Here is a 23179-nt window from a genome sequence, read left to right as displayed (position 1 = left end):
GAAATTTGGCCCTAGCGCACCCCAAGCCCTGCGCGCATCAATGTCTTGCGCACAGGCGCAACCGAATACAGGGCGTTCAGGGCCGTGGCGCGCAGGTCGCGCAGGCCTTGGGCGCCCATCATCGAGGCCCGGTTCAGCACATCAATGCCGCGCAGCCGGGCCTGCACTTCCCAGTGGCGGCTGCGGTGATAGCGGTCCAGCATGGCCGCGCTGCCGATCTGGTCGGGCGCGGCCTGGGCCAGATCGAGCAGCACCCGCAGGTCGGCGAGGCTCATGTTCAGGCCTTGGGCACCGATGGGCGGCACGACATGGGCGGCCTCGGCGATCAGGGCGGTGCGTTCGCCTGCCATGCGATCCGCGATCTGGCTGATGATGGGCCAGGCGGTCAGGCGGCTGGCAAGCGTCAGCGGCCCCAGAATATGGCACGACCGCAGGTTCATCGCAGCTTCGAATTCGGGCTGCGGCAGGGCTTGCAGGCGCGCGACCTCGGGCCCGGTTTCCATCCAGACCACGGCCGAGCAGGGTTTGCCATCGCGGTCGGGCAGCGGCACCAGTGTGAAGGGGCCGCCCGAGCGGTGAATTTCGGTCGAGACATTGTTATGGGGCACCGGATGGGTGACGGCGAAGGCCAGTGCCTTTTGGCCATAGCGGATGGTTTCCACCGGAATGCCAAGGGCCTGACGCACGGTGGAGTTGCGGCCATCGGCGCCAATCACCAGGCGGGCGCGCAGCTTGGTGCCGTCAGACAGGCCGACCAGCGCCTCGGTTTCACGCGCAAGCAGGCTTTGGGTTGCGGTGCCAGGGCGGAAATCGACATTGGGCAGTTCGGCCAGGCGGGCCACCATTTCGCGCCGCAACAGCCAGTTGGGCAGGTTCCAGCCAAAGGGCAGGTCTGACAGATCGGCGGCGTCGAAATCCTTGATGATGCGCGGTTCGGGTTCGGCCCCACCGGCATCAATGATCCGCATCACCTGCAGGGCAGCGGCATGGGGTTCCAGCCGCGCCCAAAGGCCGGCGGCCTGCAACACCGGAATGGATGGGTGCAAAAAGGCGGTGGTGCGCAGATCGGCGCCATCGTCATCGGCTGCGGTGACGGGGGGCGACGGATCGACACAGACAACGGAAAACCCGGCCGAGCCAAAGGCCGCCGCCGCAGTCAGACCGGCGACGCCGCCGCCGGAAATCAGGATATCAGTGTCGATGCGCGTCATGGTTCACCCTCTTTCCACCCAACATAGAGTTGGGGCCGGGCAAAGCGAAGCGACAAAGCGTAGCGGCCGATCAGGGCCGGCTGATCATCAGGAACAGAATGAACATCACCGGCACCAGCACCAGCGCGGCCATGGTCAGCGCCACAGGCCCGAACAGGAAGGTCGCACCGGCCAGCACCACAACCGCCAGAAGGATGCCCAACAGAACCAATGTGGTGGTCTGCAGTCCACGGCGTTGCGTGGGTTGGGCCTGGGTGGTTTCAGCGGTTGCCATCGGTCTCTCCGTGTTTTGAGGTGGGACCGAGATAGGCATGGGGGGGCTGGCCCACCAGAAGGCGTAATGACGCAGCGCAGAGTCAGCTTTGGCGCAGGCGGGCCAGAAAGGCCGTCAGGTCGGGGCTGTGAAAGTGGATATGCGGGGCCGGGGCCGGTTCGGGGGCGATATGCACCGTGCGCATCCCCATGTCATGCGGGGCGGCCAGATTGCGGGCATCATCTTCAAACATCGCGGCGCGGGTGGGGTCTAGCCCATCAAGGGCAAAGATCGTCTCAAAGGCCGCGCGTTCGGGTTTGGGGCGATACTGGGCGTTTTCGACGCCGTAAACGGCATGGAACAGGCCATCCAGCCCACGGGCGCGCAGCACCTTGGCGGCATAGATGGTATCGGCATTGGTATAGACGATGCGACGGCCGGGCAGGGCGGCGATATGGTCGGCCAATTCGGGATCGGGGGTCAGCGCGGTAAAGTCGATGTCATGAACATCCATCAGATAGTCCATCGGCTCGATCCCGTGTTCATGCATCAACCCGGCCAGCGTGGTGCCGTAAAGCGCCCAATAGCTGGCGCGCAGGTGGTTGGCATGGTCATGGCTGACGCCAAGGGTGCGGGCCACCCAGTTGGTCATGCGGGCCTCGATCTGATCGAACAGGCGCATGCTGGGGGGATAGAGGGTGTTGTCGAGGTCGAACACCCAAGTGGTCACATGAGAGAAACTGTCTTGCATCATGGAGTGCACATAGAGCGATGGGGGCCGGGGGGCAATGGCAGGATGCGACGGATAGCCCCGGATGGCTTGCCAAGGCTGCGGCTTGGGATGTAGCGTCGCGGGCCAAGGCAAGGGATGGGAAAGCCGGTGCAGAAAGATGCCTATACGCTGATCCTCGAAGCGATCGAGGCGGGAACCTACAAGCCGGGGGATCGTCTGGTTGAATCGGAACTGGCCGAGCGGCTGGGCGTCAGCCGGACGCCGGTGCGCGAGGCGTTGCAGCGGCTGGAGACGCAGTCGATGCTGACGCGGGATGGCCGCAGTTTGATTGTTGCCTCGCTGGATCACAACCAACTGGCCGAGCTTTATGTGGTGCGGACCGAGTTGGAAGGACTTGCGGCACGGTTGGCGGCGCGGCATGCGACGGATGAGGAGATCCGGGTGCTGCGCGGGATGGTTGAGGAAGACCGGCTGCTGTTGAACCAGCCGCGCGAATTGGCGCGGGCGAACAAGCGGTTTCATCGGCAGATTCATCTGGCCAGCCACAACCGGTTTCTGGTGCAGCAACTGGATCTGGTGCATCGGTCAATGGCGCTGATGGCGACCACGTCCTTGGCGGCCGAGGGGCGCAGCGAAGTGGCCTTGGCCGAGCATGACCGGATCGTCGCCGCCATCGAGGCGCGCGATGGCGAGGCGGCGTTTCAGGCGCTGAAAACCCATATCAGCCGGGCGTTCGAGACGCGGCTGCGGGTGGATGCGGGCGAGTTGCGGTTAAAGGCCTAGCCTTGCTGGGGGCTGGGCGGCGCCTCGACCGGGTCGAATTTGCCGTGCATCGTCTTGTCCCAGTAGAACGGGTTGCGCACCACTTCCCAAAGGGCCTTGTAAGAGGCAAGGGCGCCAAGCGGGAAGTATAGCTGCAAGGTGGGCACCCAGAGCAGGCTGAGGCGGTGCTTGGTGCGGCGCAGACCGATGCAGCCAAGGGTGATGTTGGCGATTTCGGTGAACAGAAACAGGCCGCCCAGACCCTGCAGCGCGATGCTGGGCAGGCCGTCGGCCACGGGATGCGGCACCGCCAGCACGGCCAGCCAGAACGACCACAGCACCGGCATCAGCAGGAATTGTGACAGGGTGCACAGAAACAGCACCTGAAACCCGGCAAAGCGCCATGGCCCCAACTGCCGCCACAACAGCCGCGGATCCCGCATATGCGTGGCCCAGGTCATCATATAACCCTTCAACCAGCGCGAGCGTTGCTTGACCCAAGGCAGGGCCCGGCAGTTTGCCTCCTCTCCGGTGGAGGTGTCGATCAATTCGGTTCGGTAGCCGTGACGATAAAGGCGAATGCCCAGATCGGCATCCTCGGTCACGTTATGGGCATCCCAGCCGCCCAGATCCTCAAGCACCGAGCGGCGGAAGAACAGCGTGGTGCCCCCCAGCGGAATGGGCAGGCCCAGCCGTTGCAAACCGGGCAGGATCAGGCGAAACCAAGTGGCATATTCGATGGTAAAGCAGCGCGACAGCCAGTTGGTGGTCGGGTTGTAGAAATCAAGCACCCCTTGCAGGCAGGCAACCTCGGGGCCAAGGCTGCAAAATCTGTCAACCACCTTGCGGATCTGGTCGGGTTCGGGCGCATCTTCGGCATCATAGACGCCCACAATCGTGCCCCGGCAGTGATCCAGCGCAAAGTTCAGCGCGCGCGGCTTGGTCTTGACCTTGCCATCAGGCACCACGACCACCCGCATCCACGAGGGCAGGTCGGTCATGGCAAGGGCCGAGCGAGTCATCTGATCTTCGGCCTCGACCACCAGAACGATGTCGAGCAGTTCTTGCGGATAATCAAGTCGCCCCAGACGGCTGATCAGCCGAGGCGCAATATCAGATTCTCGATAGAGCGCCACCATCACCGACACCACGGGCAGGCGGGCCATCACCGGAGGCGGGGGGCGAGGTGCCTCGGGCTGCAAAGACGCGACCGCGGCCGCGATTTTCAGCGCCGCGGCCAGGATCAGCGTCACCACCGCCCAGACCGTCAGCCCCCACAGCAGCGCCGTGGGGGCGATCAGGGCCATGGCCAGCAATACCACAGCGATGGCCAGCAGCGGGGCTGTCAACTGCCGGCCCGCCAGATCACGGCAACTTTCGGCCGAGAGCACCCGCTTTTCGGCCAGTTGGGCCAGATGGTGGCCGCGCAGGCGCAACACGGCGGCCTCGATCCCATCGGGGGTGGCGATGGTCATCGCAACGGGGCCAAACAGGGCCGTAAGATAAGGGCGCTGTTTGAAGAAATCTTCGGGCCAGGCGGTGGCAATGACGGTAACGCCGCCCCGCTGGTAAAGCGGCAGGATCTGTTGGCGCAGGCAGGCCGTCGCGCCCAGTTTGTCGAGCAGGCGCACATCCGGGTTGATCTGGCGCGGATCGACCAGATCGGTTTCCCATTGCCGGGCGAGCGCCTGATAGAGCAGCCCCCGAGGCACCAGATTGCGGGCCAGCAGGATATCGACAATGCGCCCGTTGCGCCGCGTTTGCAGCGACAGGGCCTGAACCATCTGATCCCCGCTGATCAGGCCATCGCGCAGCAGGGCAACCGGCAGGGTATCGGACGAAGCGGGCGGGGCCGCAAACCCGATGGGCGCGGCTGTGGCGATGCTAAGATGTGCTGACCGTGCGTTCATCCGGGCCCCATGTTCGGGGACGACACTGCGCACTCAAGGTTAACAGGGGGTTAAGCTTCGGGCAGAGGTTGGTCTCTGCCCGAAACAAAAGGCCGTTCAGGCCGCGCGGCGGGCGCGCATGGCGGCGGCAAAGCGATCAAACAGGTAATAGCTGTCTTGCGGGCCGGGGCTGGCCTCGGGGTGATATTGCACCGAGAAGATCGGTTTGCCATCGACCGCAATGCCGCAATTGGTGCCGTCAAACAGCGAGACATGGGTTTCGCTGACGCCTTGCGGCAGGCTGTCGGCATCAACGGTGAACCCGTGGTTCATCGAGGTGATCTCGACCTTGCCGGTGGTCAGATCCTTGACCGGATGGTTGGCGCCGTGATGGCCGTGGTTCATCTTGCGGGTCTTGGCCCCAAGCGCCAAGGCCAGCATCTGATGGCCAAGGCAAATGCCAAACAGCGGCAGGTCAGCCGCCAGCACGCCCTGAATCATCGGCACGGCATAGGTGCCCGTGGCCGCCGGATCGCCGGGGCCGTTGGACAAAAAGACACCATCGGGGTTCAGCGCCAGCACATCCTCGGCGGTGGCGGTGGCGGGCAGCACGGTGACATCGCAGCCCGCACTGGCAAGGCAGCGCAGGATGTTGCGTTTCGCGCCATAGTCGATGGCCACCACGCGCAGGCCATCGCCGTCGCGCTTGGTATAGCCTTCGGGCCAGGCCCAGCGTTTTTCATCCCAGCGGTAGGATTGGGTGCAAGACACATCCTTGGCCAGATCAAGGCCGACCAGACCCTTCCACGCGCGGGCCTTGGCAACCAGTTTTTCAATGTCGAACACCCCGTCGGGGTGATAGGCTAGGGCCACATGCGGGGCGCCCTGCTGGCGGATGGCGCGGGTCAGGCGGCGGGTGTCGATGCCACCGATGCCAATCCGGCCTTTCTTTTCAAGCCATTCGGTCAGATCGCCCATGGCGCGCCAGTTTGACGGCTCGGTCGGATCCCATTTCACCACGATCCCGGCGGCAAAGGGTTCGGCGGTTTCGTCATCTTCTGTCGTGACGCCGACATTGCCGATATGGGGGAAGGTAAAGGTGACGATCTGCCCGGCATAGGACGGGTCTGTCATGATTTCCTGATAGCCGGTCATCGCGGTGTTGAAGACCAGTTCGGCAACGGTATCGCCGGGCGCACCAAACCCGTGCCCGTAGAACAGTGTTCCATCCGCAAGTGCAAGGCAGGCTGTTGGCTTCTGCGAGGCAGGCATGGCACGACTCTCCTTTGGGCAAATTTGCCGGAACCTATGGGGGATAGGCGGCCGGGTCAAGCCCATGTGTGCAATTGATTTTTTCATATTAATCAATGGCTTGGTGATTTCCGATCTGGTTGAGCTTGGCCGCGCTTCGCTGTATGGTGCTGGCATAGGCCAATGACCCAAAGGTATCCCATGTCGCTGCGCGAGCGTTTGCAGACCTCTTTGAAAGAGGCAATGAAGGCAAAACAGGCAGATCGTCTTTCCACCTTGCGGCTGATCAATGCCGCCATCAAGGACCGCGAGATTGCAGCGCGGGGCGATGGGGCTGAGCAAGAGGTGGGTGAGGCCGACATCATGGCCATTCTGGGCAAGATGGTAAAACAACGCCAGGAATCGGCGCGCGCCTATGAAGAGGGCGGGCGGCTGGAACTGGCGGAAAAGGAATTGGGCGAGGTCAAGGTGATCGAGGAATTCCTGCCCCGCCAGTTGGACAGAGCCGAGGTTGAGGCCGCCATTCAAGCCGCAATCAGCGCGGCGGGCGCCAGCGGTATTCGCGACATGGGCAAAGTGATGGCCGTGCTGAAAGGCCAATACACCGGCCAGATGGATTTCGGCGCCGTTGGCCCGATGGTGAAAGAACGGCTAAGCTGACGGGCCGACACGGGCGCGGCACGGGGGGGCGGCACGGCGCGGCCCCCTGATGCATCAGCGCCGTGTCTCGGCCAGCGTCTGGCGCAATTCACGGGCAAGGGTCAGGCGCTCTTCCTCGGACAGGAAAGCGCCGATTTCCACCTCTCGCGGGCCACCTTGCAGGGTGATGTAATTGGCCACAGGCCCACCCTGCGGATGCACCTCGACCCGCACCCAATAGGGGTTTGCCTCCCACTCCTGACGTTTGCCACGCGGGCCGTGGCGCGTGAGTTGCAGGCGTGAAGGGGCCAAGGTCAGGTCTTCGATGATCTGGGCATCGCGGTAGCTGCGCATCAGCGCCCACCACACACCCGCCACAGCCAGAACCAGAAACGGCAGCAGCCCCCACAGCACCGGAGAGCCGATGACAGTCAGCAGCGGCAGGGTGATAAGCGCGGCGGTTGCGCCAATGAACAGCACAAAGCCACGCCGGGGCAAAGAGCGATAGGGCCAGAGATGCAGGCGGCGGATCTCGCCTTGGGGGGGGAGCCATTGATAGGGCATGGGGCCGGGTTCCTGAATGTCGCGCGGGGCAGAGTCTAGGGTGGCTTGGCGCAATGTCCAACCGCCGGGGCTGCGACGCGCTGTCAGGGGGCGCAGGTGATGCCAACCTCAACCATGCGGTAAAGAAAATCCTCGCCAATCCGTTCGGGGCCATAGGGGCGGGTGGATTGGATCGTGTGGCGGGCGGTGCCGCAATATTGCGCGGCCTCGGCGGCAATGCGGGCCTTGAAGTCCAACTCGCGCGGGTCTTCCAGCGTATAGGCGCGCTCGATGTCAAGCAGATGGACCTGGGCACCAGCCTCGGTGCCGGTGGTCGGCATGGTGGTGACGTTGAAGTCCGGCTCTGCCTCTGGGGTGGTTTGGCAGGCGGTTTGGGCAAGGCTGGCGGTCAGGGCAAGGCAAAGGACAAGACGGCGGCGCATGCGGGGTTCCTTGGGCGAGACTGTCTTAGGGTGGCGCAAAAGACCGGGCGTGTCACGGTCTGGAATTCACCCCCTGCGCAGCAGCGACAGCAGCCCCTGAACCGCAAGGCCAAGGATCAGAAGACTGCCGGTGAAAAAGCCAAGGGCAGTGACGGTGTCGGCCATGGAGATGGTGAAATACAGGCTTTGCATGTCAGTGCTGCCGTTCTGGGGCGCGGGCAGGGGCAAGAACAGGCGCAGCATCTGCAAGGCCGCAGCCAGATGCAGCAGCACAAGGCCTGCGGCCCCAAGATTGCGCATCAGCCCGGCGGTGCGCCCCTTGGCCAAGCCACCCGCAAGCAAGACCAGCCCACCGGCCCCCAGCAACCACATAGAGAGGCCAATGAGATAGTGGCTGCGGCCCAGTGTCAGAAAGCTGCTGGGCATCGTGGCTGGGTCTGTGGTGCCAAGATCTGGCGGCAGAACGGGCGCAAGGCCAACGGCAAGCGCCGCCAGCACGGCCGCCGTCAGGGTCAGGGCCATGGTCACCGTTGGCAGGCTGCTGCGGCGAAACAGCGGCACGGCCGCAAGGGGCAGGGCAAGCCAGATCAACAGCAGCGGCAGGGCAGTCATAAGCATTGGGGGCATCCTGTCATGTGAAAAGGCCCCGGATCGCTCCGGGGCCTTTTGCGGGAAGGTCAGGCCTTAGTGGGCGTGGCTTTTGTCCCAGTCAGATTGCTTCGGCAGTTGCTCGAAGGTGTGCTCTGGCGGGGGTGACGGCAGGGTCCACTCCAGCGTGTCGGCATATTCGTTCCAGTAGTTGTTCTGGGTGACGCGTTTGCCATAGCGCAGCGAATAGAAGATCACGCCGATGAAGAACACGAACGAGGCGAAGGACAGGAAGGCGCCGATCGACGAGAACCAGTTCCAGTAGGCAAAGGCCTCGGGGTAGTCGATGTAACGGCGCGGCATGCCCTGACGGCCCAGGAAGTGCTGCGGGAAGAAGGTCAGGTTGGCACCGATGAACATGGTCCAGAAGTGCAGTTTGCCTGCCCATTCGGGATATTCACGGCCCGACATCTTGCCGAAGTAGTAGTAGATACCGGCAAAGATCCCGAACACGGCGCCCAGCGACATCACATAGTGGAAGTGGGCCACGACGTAATAGGTGTCATGATAGGCCCGGTCCACGGCAGCTTGGCTGAGGACGATACCCGTCACACCGCCAACGGTGAACAGGAACAGGAAGCCAAAGGCCCAAAGCATCGGCGTCTTGAACTCGATCGAGCCGCCCCACATGGTGGCGATCCACGAGAAGATCTTGACGCCGGTTGGCACCGCGATGACCATCGTTGCCAGCATGAAGTAGGATTGCTGGGTCAGCGACATGCCAACGGTATACATGTGGTGCGCCCAGACGACAAAGCCCAGCACCCCAATGGCGACCATCGCATAAACCATCGGCAGGTAACCGAAGATCGGCTTGCGCGAGAAGGTTGCGATCACCTGGCTGATGATGCCAAAGGCGGGCAGCACGATGATATACACTTCGGGGTGACCGAAGAACCACAGAATGTGCTGATACAGGATCGGGTCACCGCCACCTGCGGGATCGAAGAAGGTGGTGCCGAAGTTGCGGTCGGTCAGCAGCATGGTGATGGCGCCAGCCAGAACCGGCAGAGCCAGCAGGATCAGCCATGCGGTCACAAAGATCGACCAGGCGAACAGCGGCACTTTGTGCAGGGTCATGCCCGGCGTGCGCATGTTCAGGAAGGTGGTGATGATGTTGATGGCCCCAAGGATCGACGAGGCACCCGACAGGTGCACGGCGAAAATGGCCAGATCCATCGAATAGCCGCCTTCATTGACCGAAAGCGGGGGGTAAAGCACCCAGCCCACGCCCGAGCCAAGCTGATCATTGCCACCCGGCGCGATCACGCTGGCAACGGCCAGCGAGGTGCCTGCGACATACAGCCAGTAGGACAGGTTGTTCAGCCGGGGGAAGGCCATGTCCGGTGCACCGATCTGCAGCGGCATGAAGTAGTTGCCAAAGCCGCCGAACAGCGCCGGGATGACGACGAAGAACATCATCAGAATCCCGTGGCCGGTGATCAGCACGTTCCACAGGTGGCCGTTGGGTGTACATTCGCTGGTCGTGGCTGCGGTCAGGCGCGCACCTTCCATACACATGTATTGCACACCGGGATTCATCAACTCCATCCGCATGTAAACGGTGAAGATGACCGAGATCAGGCCGACAAGGCCCCCGGTGAAGAGATAAAGGATACCGATATCCTTGTGGTTGGTCGACATGAACCAGCGGGTGAAAAATCCCCGCTCGTCATGGTCGTGGCCATGAATGGCTGCGTCCGCCATAGGCGTCTCCCGTTTCTTGTTGTTCTCCGCGGGGTCATACCCGAGAAGTGTTCCCTTCCACCCGCCCCCGCAAAGCGGAGTCGGGGCGACATCTTTGGTAATAGCTTGGTGGGGGCGATGGGGCAACGGCGGAAATTGATCTAGATCAAGATCAAACGTCGCAGGGGCATTGACACCACGCCGGGGCTTACAGGGTGCGCCGCCGGGCTGACCCGACGGCGCTGGGGCGCGTCAGGTCAGATAGGTGGCGAACCACGCCAAGGTGCGATCCCAGGCCAGTTTGGCCGCGGCCTCGTCATAGCGTGGGGTGGTGTCATTGTGGAATCCGTGGTTCACGCCGGGGTAGATATGGCCCTCGAACACCTTGCCATTGGCCTGCAACGCGGCCTCATAGGCGGGCCAGCCTTCGTTGATCCGGGTGTCAAGCTCGGCAAAGTGCAGCAGCAGTGGCGCCTGAATGCGGGGCACATCCTCGGCCGCGGCCTGACGCCCGTAGAACGGCACCGCGCAGGCCAGTTCGGGATAGGCCACGGCTGCGGCATTGCAGACCCCGCCGCCGTAACAAAAGCCGACGATGCCCACCTTGCCATTCACCTCGGCATGGGCGGTCAGGAATTCGATGGCGGCAAAAAAGTCGTTCATCAGCTTGGTCGGATCAACCTGCTGCTGCAATTCGCGGCCCTGATCGTCATTTCCGGGATAGCCACCAACCGATGTCAGGCCATCGGGGGCAAGGGCGATGTAACCTGCCTTGGCCACGCGCCGCGCGACATCTTCGATATAGGGGTTCAGGCCGCGGTTTTCATGCACCACGACCACCGCCCCCAGCGTGCCCGTGGCATTGGCGGGGCGCACCAGATAGCCCTTTACGTCGCCATGCCCGTTCGGTGACGGATAGGTGATCGTTTCGGCGGTGATATCGGCATCATCGGCCATCACTTGCTGGGCCAGGGCGTAATTGGGCTGCATGGCCGACAGGATGGCGGCGGCCGTCATTGACCCCACGGCGAATTTGGCGGCGCGGTCCAGAAACTCGCGCTTGGTGATCTTGCCATGGGCGTAATAGTCGTAAAGCTCTAGGATTTCGGGCTGAAAGTCTTTGGCGGTCAGACGTGTCATCTGGGGCTCCGTCGCTGAATGAACTGAGAACGTAAGGATAACCCGTTTCCCGGCATTCTCAGCCACAACCCGTTTCACGAAGGCGTGACCGGCGGGATCGTGCCGCAGGGTTCACGTCAGGGCGCGAAATGGAAAACGGCGCGGCAGGGGGCCGCGCCGTTCAAATCTGATGCAGGGCAGATTACTGCGAGACAGACGCCAGATAGGCGGCCACGTCTTCTTGCTTTGCGCGCAGCTTGAAGGTCATTTTCGATTTGGCGCCCGCATCGCCGGTGACTTCCTTCAGCCATGCGGCCGGATCGGTCACATAGGCGGCCAGCATCGCCTCGTCCCAGACTTTGCCATCGGCCCCGGCGGCCACGATACCGTCGCCATATTTGAAGCCTTCCAGCGCGCCAACCTGACGCCCGACGACGCCGTAAAGGTTGGGGCCGGTCTTGCCGCCCTTTTGAATCTCGGTGCCGTCATCGGCCACGATCGCATGGCACGCCTTGCACTTCTTGAATTCGGATTCGCCAACAGCGACATCGCCTGCAAAGGCGGGGGCTGCCAACAACGAAGCGGCTGCGATCAGGGTATATTTCATTCTGAACTCCGGTTTTTGGTCGGGGCGAACAAACCCCTTTTACAGATGTGCTCGCCAACATGGCGGCCAAAACCCCGAAATGCAAGTTGGAGGAACGTCGCACGCACCGGGTATGGGTCAGGCAGATTGACTTAAATCGCGGGCCGCGCCAATGTCGCGCCACGGCACCGGGGGAGGATTGCGATGCAGTGGGAACAGGTTTTGGCACCGCGGATGGGGCGCATGAAAGCGTCAGAGATCCGCGAGCTTTTGAAACTGCTGGACCAGCCTGACATCATCTCTTTCGCAGGCGGCATTCCCGACCCGCGCATGTTTCCGGTTGCGGCCTTTCAAGAGGCCATGGCGCGCGTGCTGGCCCCCGGTCAGGCGGCGGCAGCGCTGCAATATTCGGTCAGCGAAGGGTCGGCTGCCCTGCGGGCGTGGTTGGCCGATCACATGACGGGTTTGGGAATCCCGTGCGGGCCAGACAACATCCTGATCACCTCGGGGTCGCAGCAGGCACTGGATTATCTGGGCAAGCTGATGATTGGCGCGGGCGATACCGTGCTGGTGAACTGGCCGACCTATATGGGCGCTTTGGGCGCGTTCAACGCCTATGAGCCGACTTATGACCGGCTGGACCCCGGTTCGAACCGCGAGGCTGCCGATTTTGCGGCAAAGGCAAAGGCCAAGGGGGGGCGGGTGAAATTCGCCTATCTGTCGGTTGATTTCGCCAACCCTACGGGCGAGACGATCGACCTTGCCGGGCGCCAGCGGGTGCTGGATCTGGCCGAAGATCTGGACATCGCCATCGTCGAAGACGCCGCCTATCAGGCGCTGCGCTATGACGGAGAGCCGGTGCCGCCGATTCTGGCGCTGGAAATCGCGCGCAAGGGCAGCATCGAAGCCTGCCGGACGATCTATTCCGGGTCGTTTTCCAAGACACTTGCGCCGGGTCTGCGCATTGGCTGGGTTTGCGCGGCCAGCCCGGTGATCGGCAAGCTGGTGCTGATGAAGCAGGCCGCCGATCTGCATTCGCCCACGCTGAATCAGATGGCGGTGGCCGATGTGGCGGCGCGGGTGTTCGACAGCCATGTCTCGGCCCTGCGGCAGGCCTATCGCGCGCGCCGCGACGGGATGCTGGCCGCGCTGGACCGCGAAATGCCCAAAGATGTGCACTGGACGCGGCCCGAAGGCGGCATGTTCGTCTGGATCACCATGCCCGACGGCATGGACGGGGCCGAATTGCTGGCGCGGGCGATCAAGACGGAAAAGGTGGCTTTTGTGCCGGGCCGTGCATTTTTTGCCGATGGCTCGGGCAGCAACACCATTCGCCTGAGCTTTTCGTTGAATGATGGCCCTGCCGTCGATGAAGGCATCGCGCGGCTGGCACGGGTGATCCGGGCGGCCTAAACCGCGCAACCCGGCGGGTTTTTCCCATCGGGGTGCAGCCCGCCATCGGGGAAAAAGCGGGGGAACGTGGTTTTCAAGGCCACGTCCAGATCCTCGATCGTGACGGGCAGGCCCAGATCGACAAGGCTGGTCACGCCATGATCGCGGATGCCGCAAGGCACGATGCCTGAAAAATGCGACAGGTCGGGTTCGACATTGATCGAAATGCCGTGAAAGCTGACCCAACGACGCAGTTTGACGCCGATGGCGGCGATCTTGTCTTCGGCCGGGGTGCCATCGGCAGTGGCGGGGCGGTCGGGGCGGGTGACCCAGACGCCCACACGGCCGGGGCGGATTTCGCCGTGGATGTTGAATTCGGCCAAGGCAGCAATCACCCAGTTTTCCATCGCGCGCACAAAGCAGCGCACATCGCGGCCGCGCGCGCCAACATCCAGCATCACATAAACCACGCGCTGACCGGGGCCGTGATAGGTGTATTGCCCGCCGCGCCCCACCTGATGCACCGGAAAACGGTCAGGATCTGTCAGATCCTGGGCCCGCGCACTGGTGCCCGCGGTATACAGCGGGGGGTGCTCCAGCAGCCAGATCGCCTCGGGGGCCTCGCCCCGGGAAATGGCTTCGGCCCGTGCCTCCATCGCGGTCAGGGTCTGGGCATAGTCTGACAGGCCGGGAAGTGTGGTCCATTCGGGCATGATCTGGCCTTGGGTCTGGAATTTATGACTGTGCGGCGAAGACATCGGTGGTAACATTTGCGCGATTTTAGAGACGGCGATTTCGATTCTGGGGAGAGATGGAATGAAACTCAAGGCAATTGCAACTGCGGCCATTTCGGCCAGCATGATTGTCGGGCCCGTGGGGCAGGCGCAGGCCGATGCTGGCGATGCGATTGCCGGGGCGCTGATTGGCGGCATCATCGGCCATGCCATCGCCAAGGATCAGCAAAAGCGCAAGACCAGCAGCGCGCCGCGCAAATCGACCAAATCCTCGGGGATCTCGTCGGCCCAGCGTGAGGCGAACCGCGAAGTGCAGACGGCGCTGAATTTCTTTGGCTATCCGGTGGGCACGCCAGATGGCTCGATCGGGCCGAAAAGCCGGGCTGCGATTTCCAGCTATCAGGCCACTCTTGGCTATCCGCCCACGGGCCAACTGACCGATTATGAGCGGACGATCCTTGTCACGGCCTATCACCGCGGCGTGGCCGGTGGGCCGGTGGTTGCGCAGGCGGTGGCCAGTCATCCGATGGGGATGAAGGGCCTGCTGATGGCGCAGCGCGATGAAATGGCGGGGGTGGTGCCCAATGTGGCACAGGCGGTGACGCCGATGCCGGTGGCCCCGGCGGCGGGGGCGGTGATGGCGGGGGCGACGGCGCTGCCAAGCTTGATGCCGGAGCCTGAGGCCCCGGTTGCCGCTGCCGCCCCGGCGCTGCCGTCCTTCATGGGGTCTGGCGTGGCGCAGGTGTCGCTGGCCAGCCAGTGCAACAAGATCAGCCTGCTGACCAATTCGAATGGCGGCTATGTCACCAGCGCCACGATGACCGATGCCAGCTTTGCGCTGGGCGAGCAGTTCTGCCTGGCCCGGACCTATGCCATGGCCACGGGCGAAGATCTGGCCGCCAAGGTGGCAGGCTTTACGGCGCAGCAGATCGCCGAACAATGCACCGGCTTTGGCCCGGTTCTGGCCGAGCATGTGGCAGCGCTGTCGCTGAAGACGCGCGACGAGGTGCTGACGGGGGTTCAGGGCTTTGTGCTGGGCTCGGGCATGTCGCCGGCGCAATTGTCGGGCACCGCCAAGGTCTGTTTGGGTGTTGGCTATACCACCGATGCGATGGATGTGGCGATCGGATCGGCCTTGCTGTTGGCGGCCATGGGCGAGACCGCCTATGGCGAGCTTTTGGGCCATCACCTGAGCCAGGGCTTTGGGGCCGCGCTGCGCCCCGATCTGGCGCTGGAATGGTATGATATGGGGATCAACGCCATGGGGCAGGGCGGGGCGGTTTTTGCGCCTGGCCTGAATGACCGGCCCGAACTGATTCGCAAGGCGGCCTATACGATGGCGGGCCGGGCGGGCGATCTGGCCCCGGCAGCCCCGCCTGTGGTGCCGGCGGCGTTGCCGCAATTCGCGCTGGTGCCCGACGCGGCCCCCGCTATGGCCGAACCCGCCGCCCCGCCACAGGCGGCCGCAGCCCCCACGGCCACCCAGGCACCGCCCTCTGAGGCCGGTGCGCGGGCTGTCTTGTCGGCGGCCAAACTGCCGTTCCTGCTGTTGGGCAATTAACTTGGTCAGGGGGGTGAAAATCCCCCTTTCCTTCGCCGCAAAGCTTCGCTAGAAGCCGCGCATCCAAGTCGTGTCTGCGGATGTGGCGGAATTGGTAGACGCGCAGCGTTGAGGTCGCTGTTCCTTAACCGGAGTGAAAGTTCGAGTCTTTTCATCCGCACCACGACTTGGTTGATTAAGAAACTGGCGCCGCGCAATCGGCGCCTTTTCATTTGCGGGCCCGGGGTGCCTCTGCCGTGATGGCATCCCTGGGGCCTGCGCCAGCCAAAGCGCTGTGAATTCTGGCGATTTCAGCCAAAACGGTGGTCTTTTCCGGCCCGTTCGGCGATTTGCGCGTCAGGCGATCTTCCTGCCCGGCCTCCTCAGATTGCCGCAAAGTTTGGCGAAAGCGGCGCAAAATGACCGATTTTCCCTTATTCGGCATGCGAAGCCCTGACCTGTGACAACTTGGTTGCAATGCGCCACCGCTTTGGATTTAGTTGTCGTAATAAGTGCAGGATACCTGCCGGACCATACGGGGAGATAAGCGCGGTGAGCGTAAGCCACAACGACGCATTCGTTGCTTTTGAGCACGTCCAGAAAAGCTATGATGGCGTTTCTCTGGTCGTCAAAGACCTTAACCTGAACATCGGCAAGGGCGAGTTTCTGACGATGCTTGGCCCCTCGGGCAGTGGCAAGACCACTTGTCTGATGATGCTGGCCGGGTTTGAAACGGCCACCCATGGCGAAATCAGGCTGGATGGCCAGCCCATCAACACGGTGCCACCGCACAAGCGCGGCATCGGGATGGTGTTTCAGAACTACGCGCTGTTCCCGCATATGACCGTGGGCGAAAACCTGGCCTTCCCGCTGGAAGTGCGGGGCATGGGCAAGTCAGAGCGTGAGGCCAAGGTCAAGCGCGCGCTGGATATGGTGCAGATGGGCGATTTCATTGCCCGCCGTCCGGCCCAGTTGTCGGGTGGGCAGCAGCAGCGCATCGCCCTGGCGCGGGCGTTGGTCTTTGACCCGTCGCTGGTGTTGATGGACGAACCGCTTGGCGCGCTGGACAAGCAACTGCGTGAACATATGCAGTTTGAAATCAAGCATCTGCATGAAAGCCTGGGCATCACGGTGGTCTATGTCACCCACGATCAGGGCGAGGCGCTGACGATGTCAGACCGCGTTGCCGTGTTCAACGATGGAAAGATTCAGCAACTGGCCCCGCCCGCCGATCTGTATGAGCGCCCCGACAACAGCTTTGTGGCGCAGTTCATCGGTGAAAATAACAAGTTGCCGGGCACGATCGAAGAATTGTCGGGCGACAAGGCGCTGGTCCGTCTGGCGACCGGCGAATTGATCGATGCCACCCCCGTGAACGTGACCGAGAAAGGGCAAAAAACGCTCGTCTCGATCCGCCCTGAACGGGTAGAGTTCAAGTCCGAGATGATGCCCGAAGGGGCCCATATGATCGACGCCGAAGTGCTGGAAGTGATCTATATGGGGGATATCCTGCGGGTGGTCATGCGCGTGGCCGGATCGAATGATTTCGTGATGAAGATGCGCAACACGCTGGGCCAGACGCATCTGAGCCCGCGCCAGAAAATCAAGGTGGGCTGGCATCCACAGGATGCGCGCGCACTTGATCACGACTGATATTCCCCGAAAAACGGGGAATGCCGCGCAAAAGCGGCTAACAAACACGAAAACCAATCACCAGGGAGCTAACGAATGAAAAAACTGCTTATTCTTTCCACCGCGATGACCACCGTCGGTTTCTCGGCCTCGGCCGCCGAACTGGCCGTGATGTCTTGGGGTGGGTCGTATGAGACCAGCCAGGTTGAGGCCTATAACAAGCCTTTCGCCGCCGAAAAGGGCGTGGTCGTGAACATGCTGGCCGCCGATAACCCGGCGACCCAGATCAAGGCCATGGTCGAGGCCGGCAACGTGACCGTTGACGTGTTCGACGTTGAACTGTCGGATGCCGTGCGTCTGTGTGACGAAGGCGCTTTGGAAGTGATCGACCATGCCGCGCTTCCGGCTGGCGTTGATGGCACCCCGGCCGCTGATGACTTTATTGATGGCGCCCTGGCCTCGGAATGTGCCGTTGCCAACATCGTCTGGTCCACGGTTGCGGCCTTTGACAGCACCAAGGTTTCGGGCGCGGACTCGATTGACGACTTCTTCAATCTGGCCGAATTCCCCGGCAAGCGCGGCCTGCGCAAGGGCGCCAAGGCGAACCTTGAAATGGCGTTGATGGCCGATGGCGTGCCCGCGGCCGAAGTTTACGACGTGCTGTCCACCCCGGAAGGTGTCGATCGCGCTTTTGCCAAGCTGGATACGATCAAGTCGGAAGTCGTCTGGTGGGAAGCTGGCGCGCAGCCGCCGCAACTGCTGGCCGATGGCGAAGTGGTGATGTCGACCGCCTATAACGGCCGGATCTTTGCGGCCGCCGTTGGCGAAGGCAAGCCGTTCGAAATCATCTGGGATGGCCAGATCATGGACTTTGACCTGTTTGTTGTGCCCAAAGGTGCGCCGAACAAGGATCTGGCCATGGAATACATCGCCTTTGCCACCGACAGCCAGCGTCTGGCCGACCAGTCGAAATACATCTCTTACGGCCCGGCCCGCAAATCTTCGGCCCCGCTGGTTGGCATGTATCAAGATGGCAAGACGGCCATGGCCCCCCATATGCCCACCTCGCCCGAGGCGCTGACCAATGCCTTGGTCAACAACTTTGAGTTCTGGGCCGACCGGGATGTCGAGTTGAACGAGCGTTTCAACGCCTGGCTGGCAAACTAAGACCAAATGGGGGCGGCGGGCTGACTGCCGCCCCCATCATCGCTGAAGGGTCCGTATCCAGAGAGACCCATCGCAAAAGGGACCGACATGGCTGATCTTTCCGCCGCGCCCGCCGCACTTCTGACCACTGCTGATGGCCGCCCGCTGAAGGCTGCGCTTGCGCGCGCCCAGCAACAGGCCAAACGGCGTGCGTTCTTGCTGGTGTTGCCGCTGCTTGCTTTCATCGTGGTGACATTCGTTCTGCCCATCGGGCAGATGCTGCACCAGTCGATCTATAACGACAAGTTTTCGGCCAACATGCCGCGCCTTGTGGCATGGTTTGAGTCGACCGAGCCGGGCACCGTGCCGGATGAGGCCGCCTATGAGGCCCTGGCGCTGGATATTCGCGATGCTGCCGTCGCCCGCACGATTGGCGAAGTGGGCACCCGCGTGAACTATGAATATTCCGGCACTCGGTCGTTGTTCACCTCGTCGGGGCGCAAGTTCCGCTCGCTTGAGCCGCCCTACAAAGAGGCCGTGCTAGAGGCCGAGCCGAAATGGGCCGATCCTGCCATCTGGGCGACGATGCGGCAGGTGGCCCCGGCTTACAGCACGAATTTCTTTCTGGCCGCCATCGACATGACGCGCAACGAAAAGCACGAGATCGTGGCCGTGGCCGAAGATCGCCAGATCTATGTCACGCTGTTCAAGCGCACCTTCTTTATGGCCGCGCTGATCACGGTGGCCTGCCTGATCCTGGCCTATCCGGTGGCGCATCTTTTGGCGACGCTGCCGTTGAAATGGTCGAACCTGCTGATGATTCTGGTGCTTTTGCCGTTCTGGACATCGCTGTTGGTGCGCACGACCAGTTGGATGGTGCTGTTGCAACAGCAGGGCGTGATCAACAACACGCTGGTCGCGCTGGGGATTATCGGGGACGATGGCCGCATTTCGATGATGTATAACCAGACCGGCACGATCATCGCGATGACGCATATCCTGCTGCCCTTCATGATTTTGCCGCTGTATTCGGTGATGCGCCCGATTCCGCCCAGCTATGTGCGGGCTGCGCGGTCCTTGGGGGCCAGCAGCTGGACGGCGTTCCGCCGGGTCTATCTGCCGCAAACGCTGCCGGGGATCGGCGCGGGCTCGCTCTTGGTGTTCATCCTTGCGGTTGGCTATTACATCACCCCGGCGCTGGTTGGCGGGGCCGATGGTCAGCTGATCTCGAACCTGATCGCGTTTCACATGACCAACAGTCTGAACTGGTCACTGGCCGCTGCCCTAGCTGCAATTCTGCTGGGTGTGGTTCTGGTGCTCTATTGGCTCTACGACAAGCTCGTGGGCATCGACAACCTGAAGCTGGGATAAGAAAATGGCCCTACCTGTTTACGCAAGCCCGCTTGAGCGCGTCTGGTATTTCAGCCGGTTGACGATCTGCGCCCTGATCTTCCTCTTTCTGATCTCGCCCATTCTGGTGATCATCCCGCTCAGCTTTAACGCCGAGCCGTATTTCACCTTTACCGAGAAGATGCTGGCCTTCGACCCCGAGGGATACAGCCTGCGTTGGTATGACCTGTTGCTGACGCAGCCGGGCGTGCCGACCGATGTGCCGCGCGATGCGGCGTGGTGGGGCCAGGTCTGGCGTGAGGCCGCGTGGGTCAATGCGGCCAAGAATTCGGTCATCATCGGCTTTTTCTCGACCATCGTGGCCACGGTTCTGGGCACAGTGGCCGCCTTGGGGCTTAGCCGGGCCGAGATGCCCTATCGCAAGGCGGTGATGGCGATCCTGATCTCGCCCATGATCGTGCCGATCATCATCACGGCGACGGGGTTGTTCTTCTTCTACTCTAACCCGTGCAGTCTTTTGACATGGACAGGCCTTGCCGCTGACAGTTGCGGGCGCCTTGCCGGCACCTATACCGGCATCGTTCTGGCCCATGCCACGCTGGGTATTCCCTTTGTCATCATCACCGTCACGGCCACCCTGTCGGGCTTTGACCATTCACTGACGCGCGCCGCGGCCAGCCTTGGGGCAAATCCGACGACGACCTTTTTCAAGGTCACCATGCCGCTGATCCTGCCGGGCGTGATCTCGGGGGCGCTGTTTGCCTTTGTCACCTCGTTTGACGAAGTGGTGGTGGTTCTGTTCGTGGCGGCCCATGACCAGCAGACCATCCCGCGCCAGATGTGGAACGGGATCCGTGAACAGATCAGCCCGGCGATCCTGTCGGTGGCGACCATTCTGGTGATCGTGTCGATCGGCCTGCTGGCCACGGTCGAGCTGCTGCGCCGCCGGTCAGACCGGTTGCGCGGTGTGACCGGTGTCTGACAGGGCGTGACGTCTGCAAAGAATGGGGGGCGCGGTCGCGGACTGCGCCCTTTTCCTTTGGCGGCAGGCGGTCAGGGCAGGATTTGCAACCAAACCCAGATCGTGCCCATCGACAGGGCCGTGGCCACCAGCACAGCTGTGGCATTGACCCGCTTGGCCACCCCGTAAAGATGGGCAAACATATAGGCATTCACGCCGGGGGCCATGGCCGCCGTCAGCACCGACGACCGCAGGCTGGCCGTATCATTGTCAAAGACCTGCGTTCCCAGCACCCAGGCGATGCCGGGGTGCAAGATCAGGCTGGCAAAGCAGATCATCGCAATCGTCGCCTTGTCGCCCTCGGGCCGATAGCGGAACAAGACCCCACCCAAGCCGAACAAGGCCGCAGGAATGGCCGCGCGCGCCATCATGTCGACCGCCGACCAAAAGGCCCCCGGCATGGGCAGCCCCGTCAGGTTCAGCGCAAAGCCACAGGCAATGCCAATGACCAGCGGCTGCGACAGGGTGGCTTTTGAAATCTGTCGGCCAAGGGCACCCATCGACAGGCCCTGACCCGTGGTTCGCGCCCATTCCATCAGCGCAATTCCCAACGCATACAGCAGCGGCGCATGAATCGAGATGATGGCATAGTTGCCCGCCAGGGCATCGGCGCCATAGGCCCGTTCGGTGATGGGCAGGCCCAACAGCAACGAATTGGAAAACAGGCAGGCAAAACCGATGGCAACGGAATCGGTCAGCGGGCGGCGAAACAGCAGGCGCGCGCCCAACAGACCAAAGGCAAAGGATGTCAGCGCCCCGATGTAAAACGACAGCATCAGCCCGACATCATAGGCTGCCCCCAGATCAAGCTGCGCGATCGACCGGAACAGCAGAACCGGCACCGCGAAATTCTGGGCAAAGCGCATCACCCCATCCACGGCGCTGTCGTTGAAAAGCCCTTGGCGCGCCATGGCATAGCCAAAGCCGATGATCAGAAACACCGGCATGATCACATCCAGCAGCAGGCTCATGCCGGGATCTCGATCACCATGTTATCATGGGCGGGCCGGATATGCGGGGGCAGTTCGGCCTGCAAGGTGGCATAATCCAGATCGTTATGCATGTTGGTCAGCACCGCGCGCGCAGGCTGGGCGCGGGCGATCCAGCCCAGCGTCATGTCCAGATGTGCGTGGGTTGGGTGCGGTTTGCGGCGCAGGGCATCGACCACAAACACCTTTAGCGCGTTCAGCAAGGGCCAATGCTGGTCGGGGATGGCAACCGCATCGGGCAGATAGGCCAGATCCCCGATGCGAAAGCCCAATGCATCCATCGAGCCATGTTCGCACAAGAACGGCAGCAGGGTAACAACGCCCCCCGGCCCGTCGATACAGACTGGCCCGTCGATCGTGTTCATGTCCAGGATCGGGGGATAGGGCGACCCGGCGGGCTGGATGAAGGCATAGGCAAACCGCGACAACAGCGCCTCTTGCGTCGGGCCATCGGCCCAGACGGGCAGTCGGCGGCGGATGTTGAACACAACCTGCCGCAGGTCATCAATGCCATGGGTATGGTCGGCATGGGCATGGGTATAGACCACGCCATCCAGCACCCCCACCCCTGCATCCAGCAATTGGGCATGCATATCGGGGGTGGTGTCGATCAGAACGCGGGTGCGGCCTGTCTCGCTGATGCGCTCGACCAACAGCGAACAGCGGCGGCGGCGGTTCTTGGGGTTGGCCGGATCACAATCCCCCCAATCGGCCCCGATGCCTTCGCCGCCAAGGCGCGGCACCCCGCCCGACGATCCACAGCCCAGAATGGTAAAGCGCAGGCGGGCCATCAGGCGGCCTTGGCCCGGCGCGCGGCCCGGCGGAACAGCCTGTCGAAATTCGCCGTGGTCTGGGCGGCAAAGGCGGCCTCGGACAGGCCAAAGACCTGCGCGCCGACCTTGGCGGTAAAGGCGGTATAGGCCGGTTCATTGCGCCGCCCGCGATGGGGCGGGGGGGCCAGATAGGGGCTGTCGGTTTCCAGCAAGATGCGATCTACGGGCGCTGCGGCAAAGATATCGCGCAAGTCCTGGCTTTTGGGAAAAGCGGCGATCCCCGACATCGACAGATAGAACCCAAGGTCCAGCGCAGCCTTGGCCAGACCCGCCCCCGACGAAAAGCAGTGCATGACACAGCTATAGGGCCTGTCGCGATAGCCTTCGGTCAGAATGGCGGCCATGTCATCATCGGCATCGCGCGCATGGATGATCAGCGGCAGGCCGGTTTCCTGCGCGGCCTGAATGTGAATGCGCAGGCTGTCTTGCTGCAACACCTTGGTTTCCGGCGTGTAGTGGTAATCCAGCCCGGTTTCGCCAATGCCCACCAGGCGCGGATGCTGCGCCAGGGCCACCAGATCTGCGACCGACACCAGCGGTTGTTCGGTCACATTCAGCGGGTGGATGCCTGCGGCGTAAAACACCTCGGGGTAGGTTTCGGCAATCGCGCGCACCTTTGGTTCGTTCACGATGCGGGTGCAGATCGTCACCATGCGGCGCACGCCTGCGGCCTTGGCGCGGGCGATCACGTCGGGCAGTTCATCCTGAAAATCCGGGAAATCCAGATGGCAATGGCTGTCCACGATCTCGGGCAGGGTGTCGGGCGTCTGTGCGGTCAT

23 protein-coding genes and 1 tRNA gene are annotated in these 23179 nt (G+C 62.6%); 9 read left to right on the top strand and 15 right to left on the bottom strand.

Annotated elements, in window-relative coordinates; genetic code table 11:
- Window positions 1-11: 11 nt before the first annotated feature.
- The 3 genes from V3C85_RS03015 to V3C85_RS03005 all read right to left on the bottom strand — a co-directional run bounded on the left by V3C85_RS03015 (window position 12) and on the right by V3C85_RS03005 (window position 2218).
- Window positions 12-1211: a UbiH/UbiF family hydroxylase gene (locus tag V3C85_RS03015; RefSeq protein ID WP_331793603.1), complete on the bottom strand. Its 1200-nt coding sequence runs from the start codon at window positions 1209-1211 to the stop codon at window positions 12-14.
- A 70-nt stretch (window positions 1212-1281) separates the two neighbouring features.
- Window positions 1282-1485 (bottom strand): hypothetical protein, encoded by a 204-nt coding sequence (locus V3C85_RS03010; RefSeq protein WP_331793602.1) that lies wholly within the window; start codon window positions 1483-1485, stop codon window positions 1282-1284.
- An 82-nt stretch (window positions 1486-1567) separates the two neighbouring features.
- The gene (locus V3C85_RS03005) at window positions 1568-2218 is read right to left on the bottom strand and encodes a pyrimidine 5'-nucleotidase (protein WP_331793601.1); all 651 of its coding nucleotides are present in this window, start codon (window positions 2216-2218) and stop codon (window positions 1568-1570) included.
- Window positions 2219-2344: 126 nt separating this feature from the next.
- Here V3C85_RS03005 and V3C85_RS03000 point away from each other — a divergent pair, with 126 nt between their 5' ends.
- Window positions 2345-2980 carry a GntR family transcriptional regulator gene (locus V3C85_RS03000; protein WP_331793600.1) on the top strand — a complete coding sequence of 212 codons (636 nt, stop codon included), beginning with the start codon at window positions 2345-2347 and terminating at the stop codon, window positions 2978-2980.
- Here the strand turns inward: V3C85_RS03000 and V3C85_RS02995 are convergent.
- Together V3C85_RS02995 and carA are read right to left on the bottom strand one after the other, a co-directional pair.
- A complete protein-coding gene (locus V3C85_RS02995) occupies window positions 2977-4869 on the bottom strand; it encodes a glycosyltransferase family 2 protein (protein WP_331793599.1) in 1893 nt (630 codons plus the stop codon). The two genes, V3C85_RS03000 and V3C85_RS02995, sit on opposite strands and share 4 nt — an antisense overlap.
- Before the next feature lie 96 nt (window positions 4870-4965).
- Window positions 4966-6120, bottom strand: a complete 1155-nt coding sequence (gene carA / locus V3C85_RS02990; RefSeq protein WP_331793598.1) for a glutamine-hydrolyzing carbamoyl-phosphate synthase small subunit — start codon at window positions 6118-6120, stop codon at window positions 4966-4968.
- Between the two features lie 180 nt (window positions 6121-6300).
- Between carA and V3C85_RS02985 the strand changes: the two genes are divergently transcribed.
- The gene (locus V3C85_RS02985; RefSeq protein ID WP_331793872.1) at window positions 6301-6759 is read left to right on the top strand and encodes a GatB/YqeY domain-containing protein; all 459 of its coding nucleotides are present in this window, start codon (window positions 6301-6303) and stop codon (window positions 6757-6759) included.
- A 54-nt stretch (window positions 6760-6813) separates the two neighbouring features.
- Here V3C85_RS02985 and V3C85_RS02980 read toward each other — a convergent pair whose 3' ends face one another.
- From V3C85_RS02980 to V3C85_RS02955, 6 genes are all read right to left on the bottom strand, one after another.
- Window positions 6814-7302, bottom strand: coding sequence for a DUF2244 domain-containing protein (locus tag V3C85_RS02980; protein ID WP_331793597.1), 489 nt, complete (start codon window positions 7300-7302; stop codon window positions 6814-6816).
- A gap of 83 nt (window positions 7303-7385) precedes the next feature.
- Window positions 7386-7724 (bottom strand): hypothetical protein, encoded by a 339-nt coding sequence (locus tag V3C85_RS02975; protein ID WP_331793596.1) that lies wholly within the window; start codon window positions 7722-7724, stop codon window positions 7386-7388.
- A 66-nt stretch (window positions 7725-7790) separates the two neighbouring features.
- A complete protein-coding gene (locus V3C85_RS02970) occupies window positions 7791-8342 on the bottom strand; it encodes a hypothetical protein (protein ID WP_331793595.1) in 552 nt (183 codons plus the stop codon).
- Window positions 8343-8408: 66 nt separating this feature from the next.
- The gene (gene ctaD / locus V3C85_RS02965) at window positions 8409-10079 is read right to left on the bottom strand and encodes a cytochrome c oxidase subunit I (RefSeq protein ID WP_331793594.1); all 1671 of its coding nucleotides are present in this window, start codon (window positions 10077-10079) and stop codon (window positions 8409-8411) included.
- Window positions 10080-10310: 231 nt separating this feature from the next.
- Window positions 10311-11198, bottom strand: a complete 888-nt coding sequence (yghX, locus tag V3C85_RS02960) for a YghX family hydrolase (RefSeq protein ID WP_331793593.1) — start codon at window positions 11196-11198, stop codon at window positions 10311-10313.
- Window positions 11199-11379: 181 nt separating this feature from the next.
- Window positions 11380-11784, bottom strand: a complete 405-nt coding sequence (locus tag V3C85_RS02955) for a c-type cytochrome (protein WP_331793592.1) — start codon at window positions 11782-11784, stop codon at window positions 11380-11382.
- Window positions 11785-11967: 183 nt separating this feature from the next.
- Between V3C85_RS02955 and V3C85_RS02950 the strand changes: the two genes are divergently transcribed.
- The gene (locus V3C85_RS02950) at window positions 11968-13176 is read left to right on the top strand and encodes an aminotransferase-like domain-containing protein (RefSeq protein ID WP_331793591.1); all 1209 of its coding nucleotides are present in this window, start codon (window positions 11968-11970) and stop codon (window positions 13174-13176) included.
- Here the strand turns inward: V3C85_RS02950 and lipB are convergent.
- Entirely contained in the window at window positions 13173-13913 is a 741-nt protein-coding gene (gene lipB / locus V3C85_RS02945; RefSeq protein WP_331793590.1) for a lipoyl(octanoyl) transferase LipB, read from the bottom strand. The two genes, V3C85_RS02950 and lipB, sit on opposite strands and share 4 nt — an antisense overlap.
- Window positions 13914-13971: 58 nt before the next feature.
- Here lipB and V3C85_RS02940 point away from each other — a divergent pair, with 58 nt between their 5' ends.
- From V3C85_RS02940 to V3C85_RS02915, 6 genes are all read left to right on the top strand, one after another.
- Window positions 13972-15450 (top strand): peptidoglycan-binding domain-containing protein, encoded by a 1479-nt coding sequence (locus V3C85_RS02940; RefSeq protein ID WP_331793589.1) that lies wholly within the window; start codon window positions 13972-13974, stop codon window positions 15448-15450.
- A gap of 76 nt (window positions 15451-15526) precedes the next feature.
- Window positions 15527-15613: transfer RNA gene (locus V3C85_RS02935), tRNA-Leu, on the top strand.
- A gap of 368 nt (window positions 15614-15981) precedes the next feature.
- Window positions 15982-17082 (top strand): ABC transporter ATP-binding protein, encoded by a 1101-nt coding sequence (locus tag V3C85_RS02930; protein ID WP_331793588.1) that lies wholly within the window; start codon window positions 15982-15984, stop codon window positions 17080-17082.
- Window positions 17083-17157: 75 nt separating this feature from the next.
- A complete protein-coding gene (locus V3C85_RS02925) occupies window positions 17158-18228 on the top strand; it encodes an ABC transporter substrate-binding protein (protein WP_331793587.1) in 1071 nt (356 codons plus the stop codon).
- An 87-nt stretch (window positions 18229-18315) separates the two neighbouring features.
- Window positions 18316-19578, top strand: coding sequence for an ABC transporter permease (locus V3C85_RS02920; protein WP_331793586.1), 1263 nt, complete (start codon window positions 18316-18318; stop codon window positions 19576-19578).
- Window positions 19579-19582: 4 nt separating this feature from the next.
- On the top strand, window positions 19583-20539 hold the full coding sequence (locus tag V3C85_RS02915; RefSeq protein WP_331793585.1) for an ABC transporter permease: 957 nt from the start codon (window positions 19583-19585) through the stop codon (window positions 20537-20539).
- A gap of 71 nt (window positions 20540-20610) precedes the next feature.
- On the opposite strand, the gene V3C85_RS02910 is transcribed toward V3C85_RS02915, so the two are convergent.
- From V3C85_RS02910 to V3C85_RS02900, 3 genes are read right to left on the bottom strand one after another with little or no spacing between them, the layout of a single operon-like run.
- On the bottom strand, window positions 20611-21549 hold the full coding sequence (locus tag V3C85_RS02910) for an AEC family transporter (protein WP_331793584.1): 939 nt from the start codon (window positions 21547-21549) through the stop codon (window positions 20611-20613).
- Window positions 21546-22358, bottom strand: a complete 813-nt coding sequence (locus V3C85_RS02905) for an MBL fold metallo-hydrolase (protein WP_331793583.1) — start codon at window positions 22356-22358, stop codon at window positions 21546-21548. The genes V3C85_RS02910 and V3C85_RS02905 overlap by 4 nt, the downstream gene beginning before the upstream one ends.
- Window positions 22358-23179 (bottom strand): TatD family hydrolase, encoded by an 822-nt coding sequence (locus V3C85_RS02900; protein ID WP_331793582.1) that lies wholly within the window; start codon window positions 23177-23179, stop codon window positions 22358-22360. Before V3C85_RS02900 ends, V3C85_RS02905 begins: the two co-directional genes overlap by 1 nt.

The sequence above is a fragment of the Pseudotabrizicola sp. L79 genome (assembly GCF_036553525.1).
Taxonomy (GTDB): domain Bacteria; phylum Pseudomonadota; class Alphaproteobacteria; order Rhodobacterales; family Rhodobacteraceae; genus Pseudotabrizicola.
This window is presented reverse-complemented; position numbering and strand designations above follow the sequence as displayed.

Bases quoted from the DNA above. Each gene is read 5' to 3' on its own strand.
- V3C85_RS03015 (WP_331793603.1), bottom strand. From the start codon at position 1,211: ATGACGCGCATCGACACTGATATCCTGATTTCCGGCGGCGGCGTCGCC.
- V3C85_RS03010 (WP_331793602.1), bottom strand. From the start codon at position 1,485: ATGGCAACCGCTGAAACCACCCAGGCCCAACCCACGCAACGCCGTGGA.
- V3C85_RS03005 (WP_331793601.1), bottom strand. From the start codon at position 2,218: ATGATGCAAGACAGTTTCTCTCATGTGACCACTTGGGTGTTCGACCTC.
- V3C85_RS02995 (WP_331793599.1), bottom strand. From the start codon at position 4,869: ATGAACGCACGGTCAGCACATCTTAGCATCGCCACAGCCGCGCCCATC.
- carA (WP_331793598.1), bottom strand. From the start codon at position 6,120: ATGCCTGCCTCGCAGAAGCCAACAGCCTGCCTTGCACTTGCGGATGGA.
- V3C85_RS02985 (WP_331793872.1), top strand. From the start codon at position 6,301: ATGTCGCTGCGCGAGCGTTTGCAGACCTCTTTGAAAGAGGCAATGAAG.
- V3C85_RS02980 (WP_331793597.1), bottom strand. From the start codon at position 7,302: ATGCCCTATCAATGGCTCCCCCCCCAAGGCGAGATCCGCCGCCTGCAT.
- V3C85_RS02975 (WP_331793596.1), bottom strand. From the start codon at position 7,724: ATGCGCCGCCGTCTTGTCCTTTGCCTTGCCCTGACCGCCAGCCTTGCC.
- V3C85_RS02970 (WP_331793595.1), bottom strand. From the start codon at position 8,342: ATGCTTATGACTGCCCTGCCGCTGCTGTTGATCTGGCTTGCCCTGCCC.
- ctaD (WP_331793594.1), bottom strand. From the start codon at position 10,079: ATGGCGGACGCAGCCATTCATGGCCACGACCATGACGAGCGGGGATTT.
- yghX (WP_331793593.1), bottom strand. From the start codon at position 11,198: ATGACACGTCTGACCGCCAAAGACTTTCAGCCCGAAATCCTAGAGCTT.
- V3C85_RS02955 (WP_331793592.1), bottom strand. From the start codon at position 11,784: ATGAAATATACCCTGATCGCAGCCGCTTCGTTGTTGGCAGCCCCCGCC.
- V3C85_RS02950 (WP_331793591.1), top strand. From the start codon at position 11,968: ATGCAGTGGGAACAGGTTTTGGCACCGCGGATGGGGCGCATGAAAGCG.
- lipB (WP_331793590.1), bottom strand. From the start codon at position 13,913: ATGTCTTCGCCGCACAGTCATAAATTCCAGACCCAAGGCCAGATCATG.
- V3C85_RS02940 (WP_331793589.1), top strand. From the start codon at position 13,972: ATGAAACTCAAGGCAATTGCAACTGCGGCCATTTCGGCCAGCATGATT.
- V3C85_RS02925 (WP_331793587.1), top strand. From the start codon at position 17,158: ATGAAAAAACTGCTTATTCTTTCCACCGCGATGACCACCGTCGGTTTC.
- V3C85_RS02920 (WP_331793586.1), top strand. From the start codon at position 18,316: ATGGCTGATCTTTCCGCCGCGCCCGCCGCACTTCTGACCACTGCTGAT.
- V3C85_RS02915 (WP_331793585.1), top strand. From the start codon at position 19,583: ATGGCCCTACCTGTTTACGCAAGCCCGCTTGAGCGCGTCTGGTATTTC.
- V3C85_RS02910 (WP_331793584.1), bottom strand. From the start codon at position 21,549: ATGAGCCTGCTGCTGGATGTGATCATGCCGGTGTTTCTGATCATCGGC.
- V3C85_RS02905 (WP_331793583.1), bottom strand. From the start codon at position 22,358: ATGGCCCGCCTGCGCTTTACCATTCTGGGCTGTGGATCGTCGGGCGGG.
- V3C85_RS02900 (WP_331793582.1), bottom strand. From the start codon at position 23,179: ATGACCGCACAGACGCCCGACACCCTGCCCGAGATCGTGGACAGCCAT.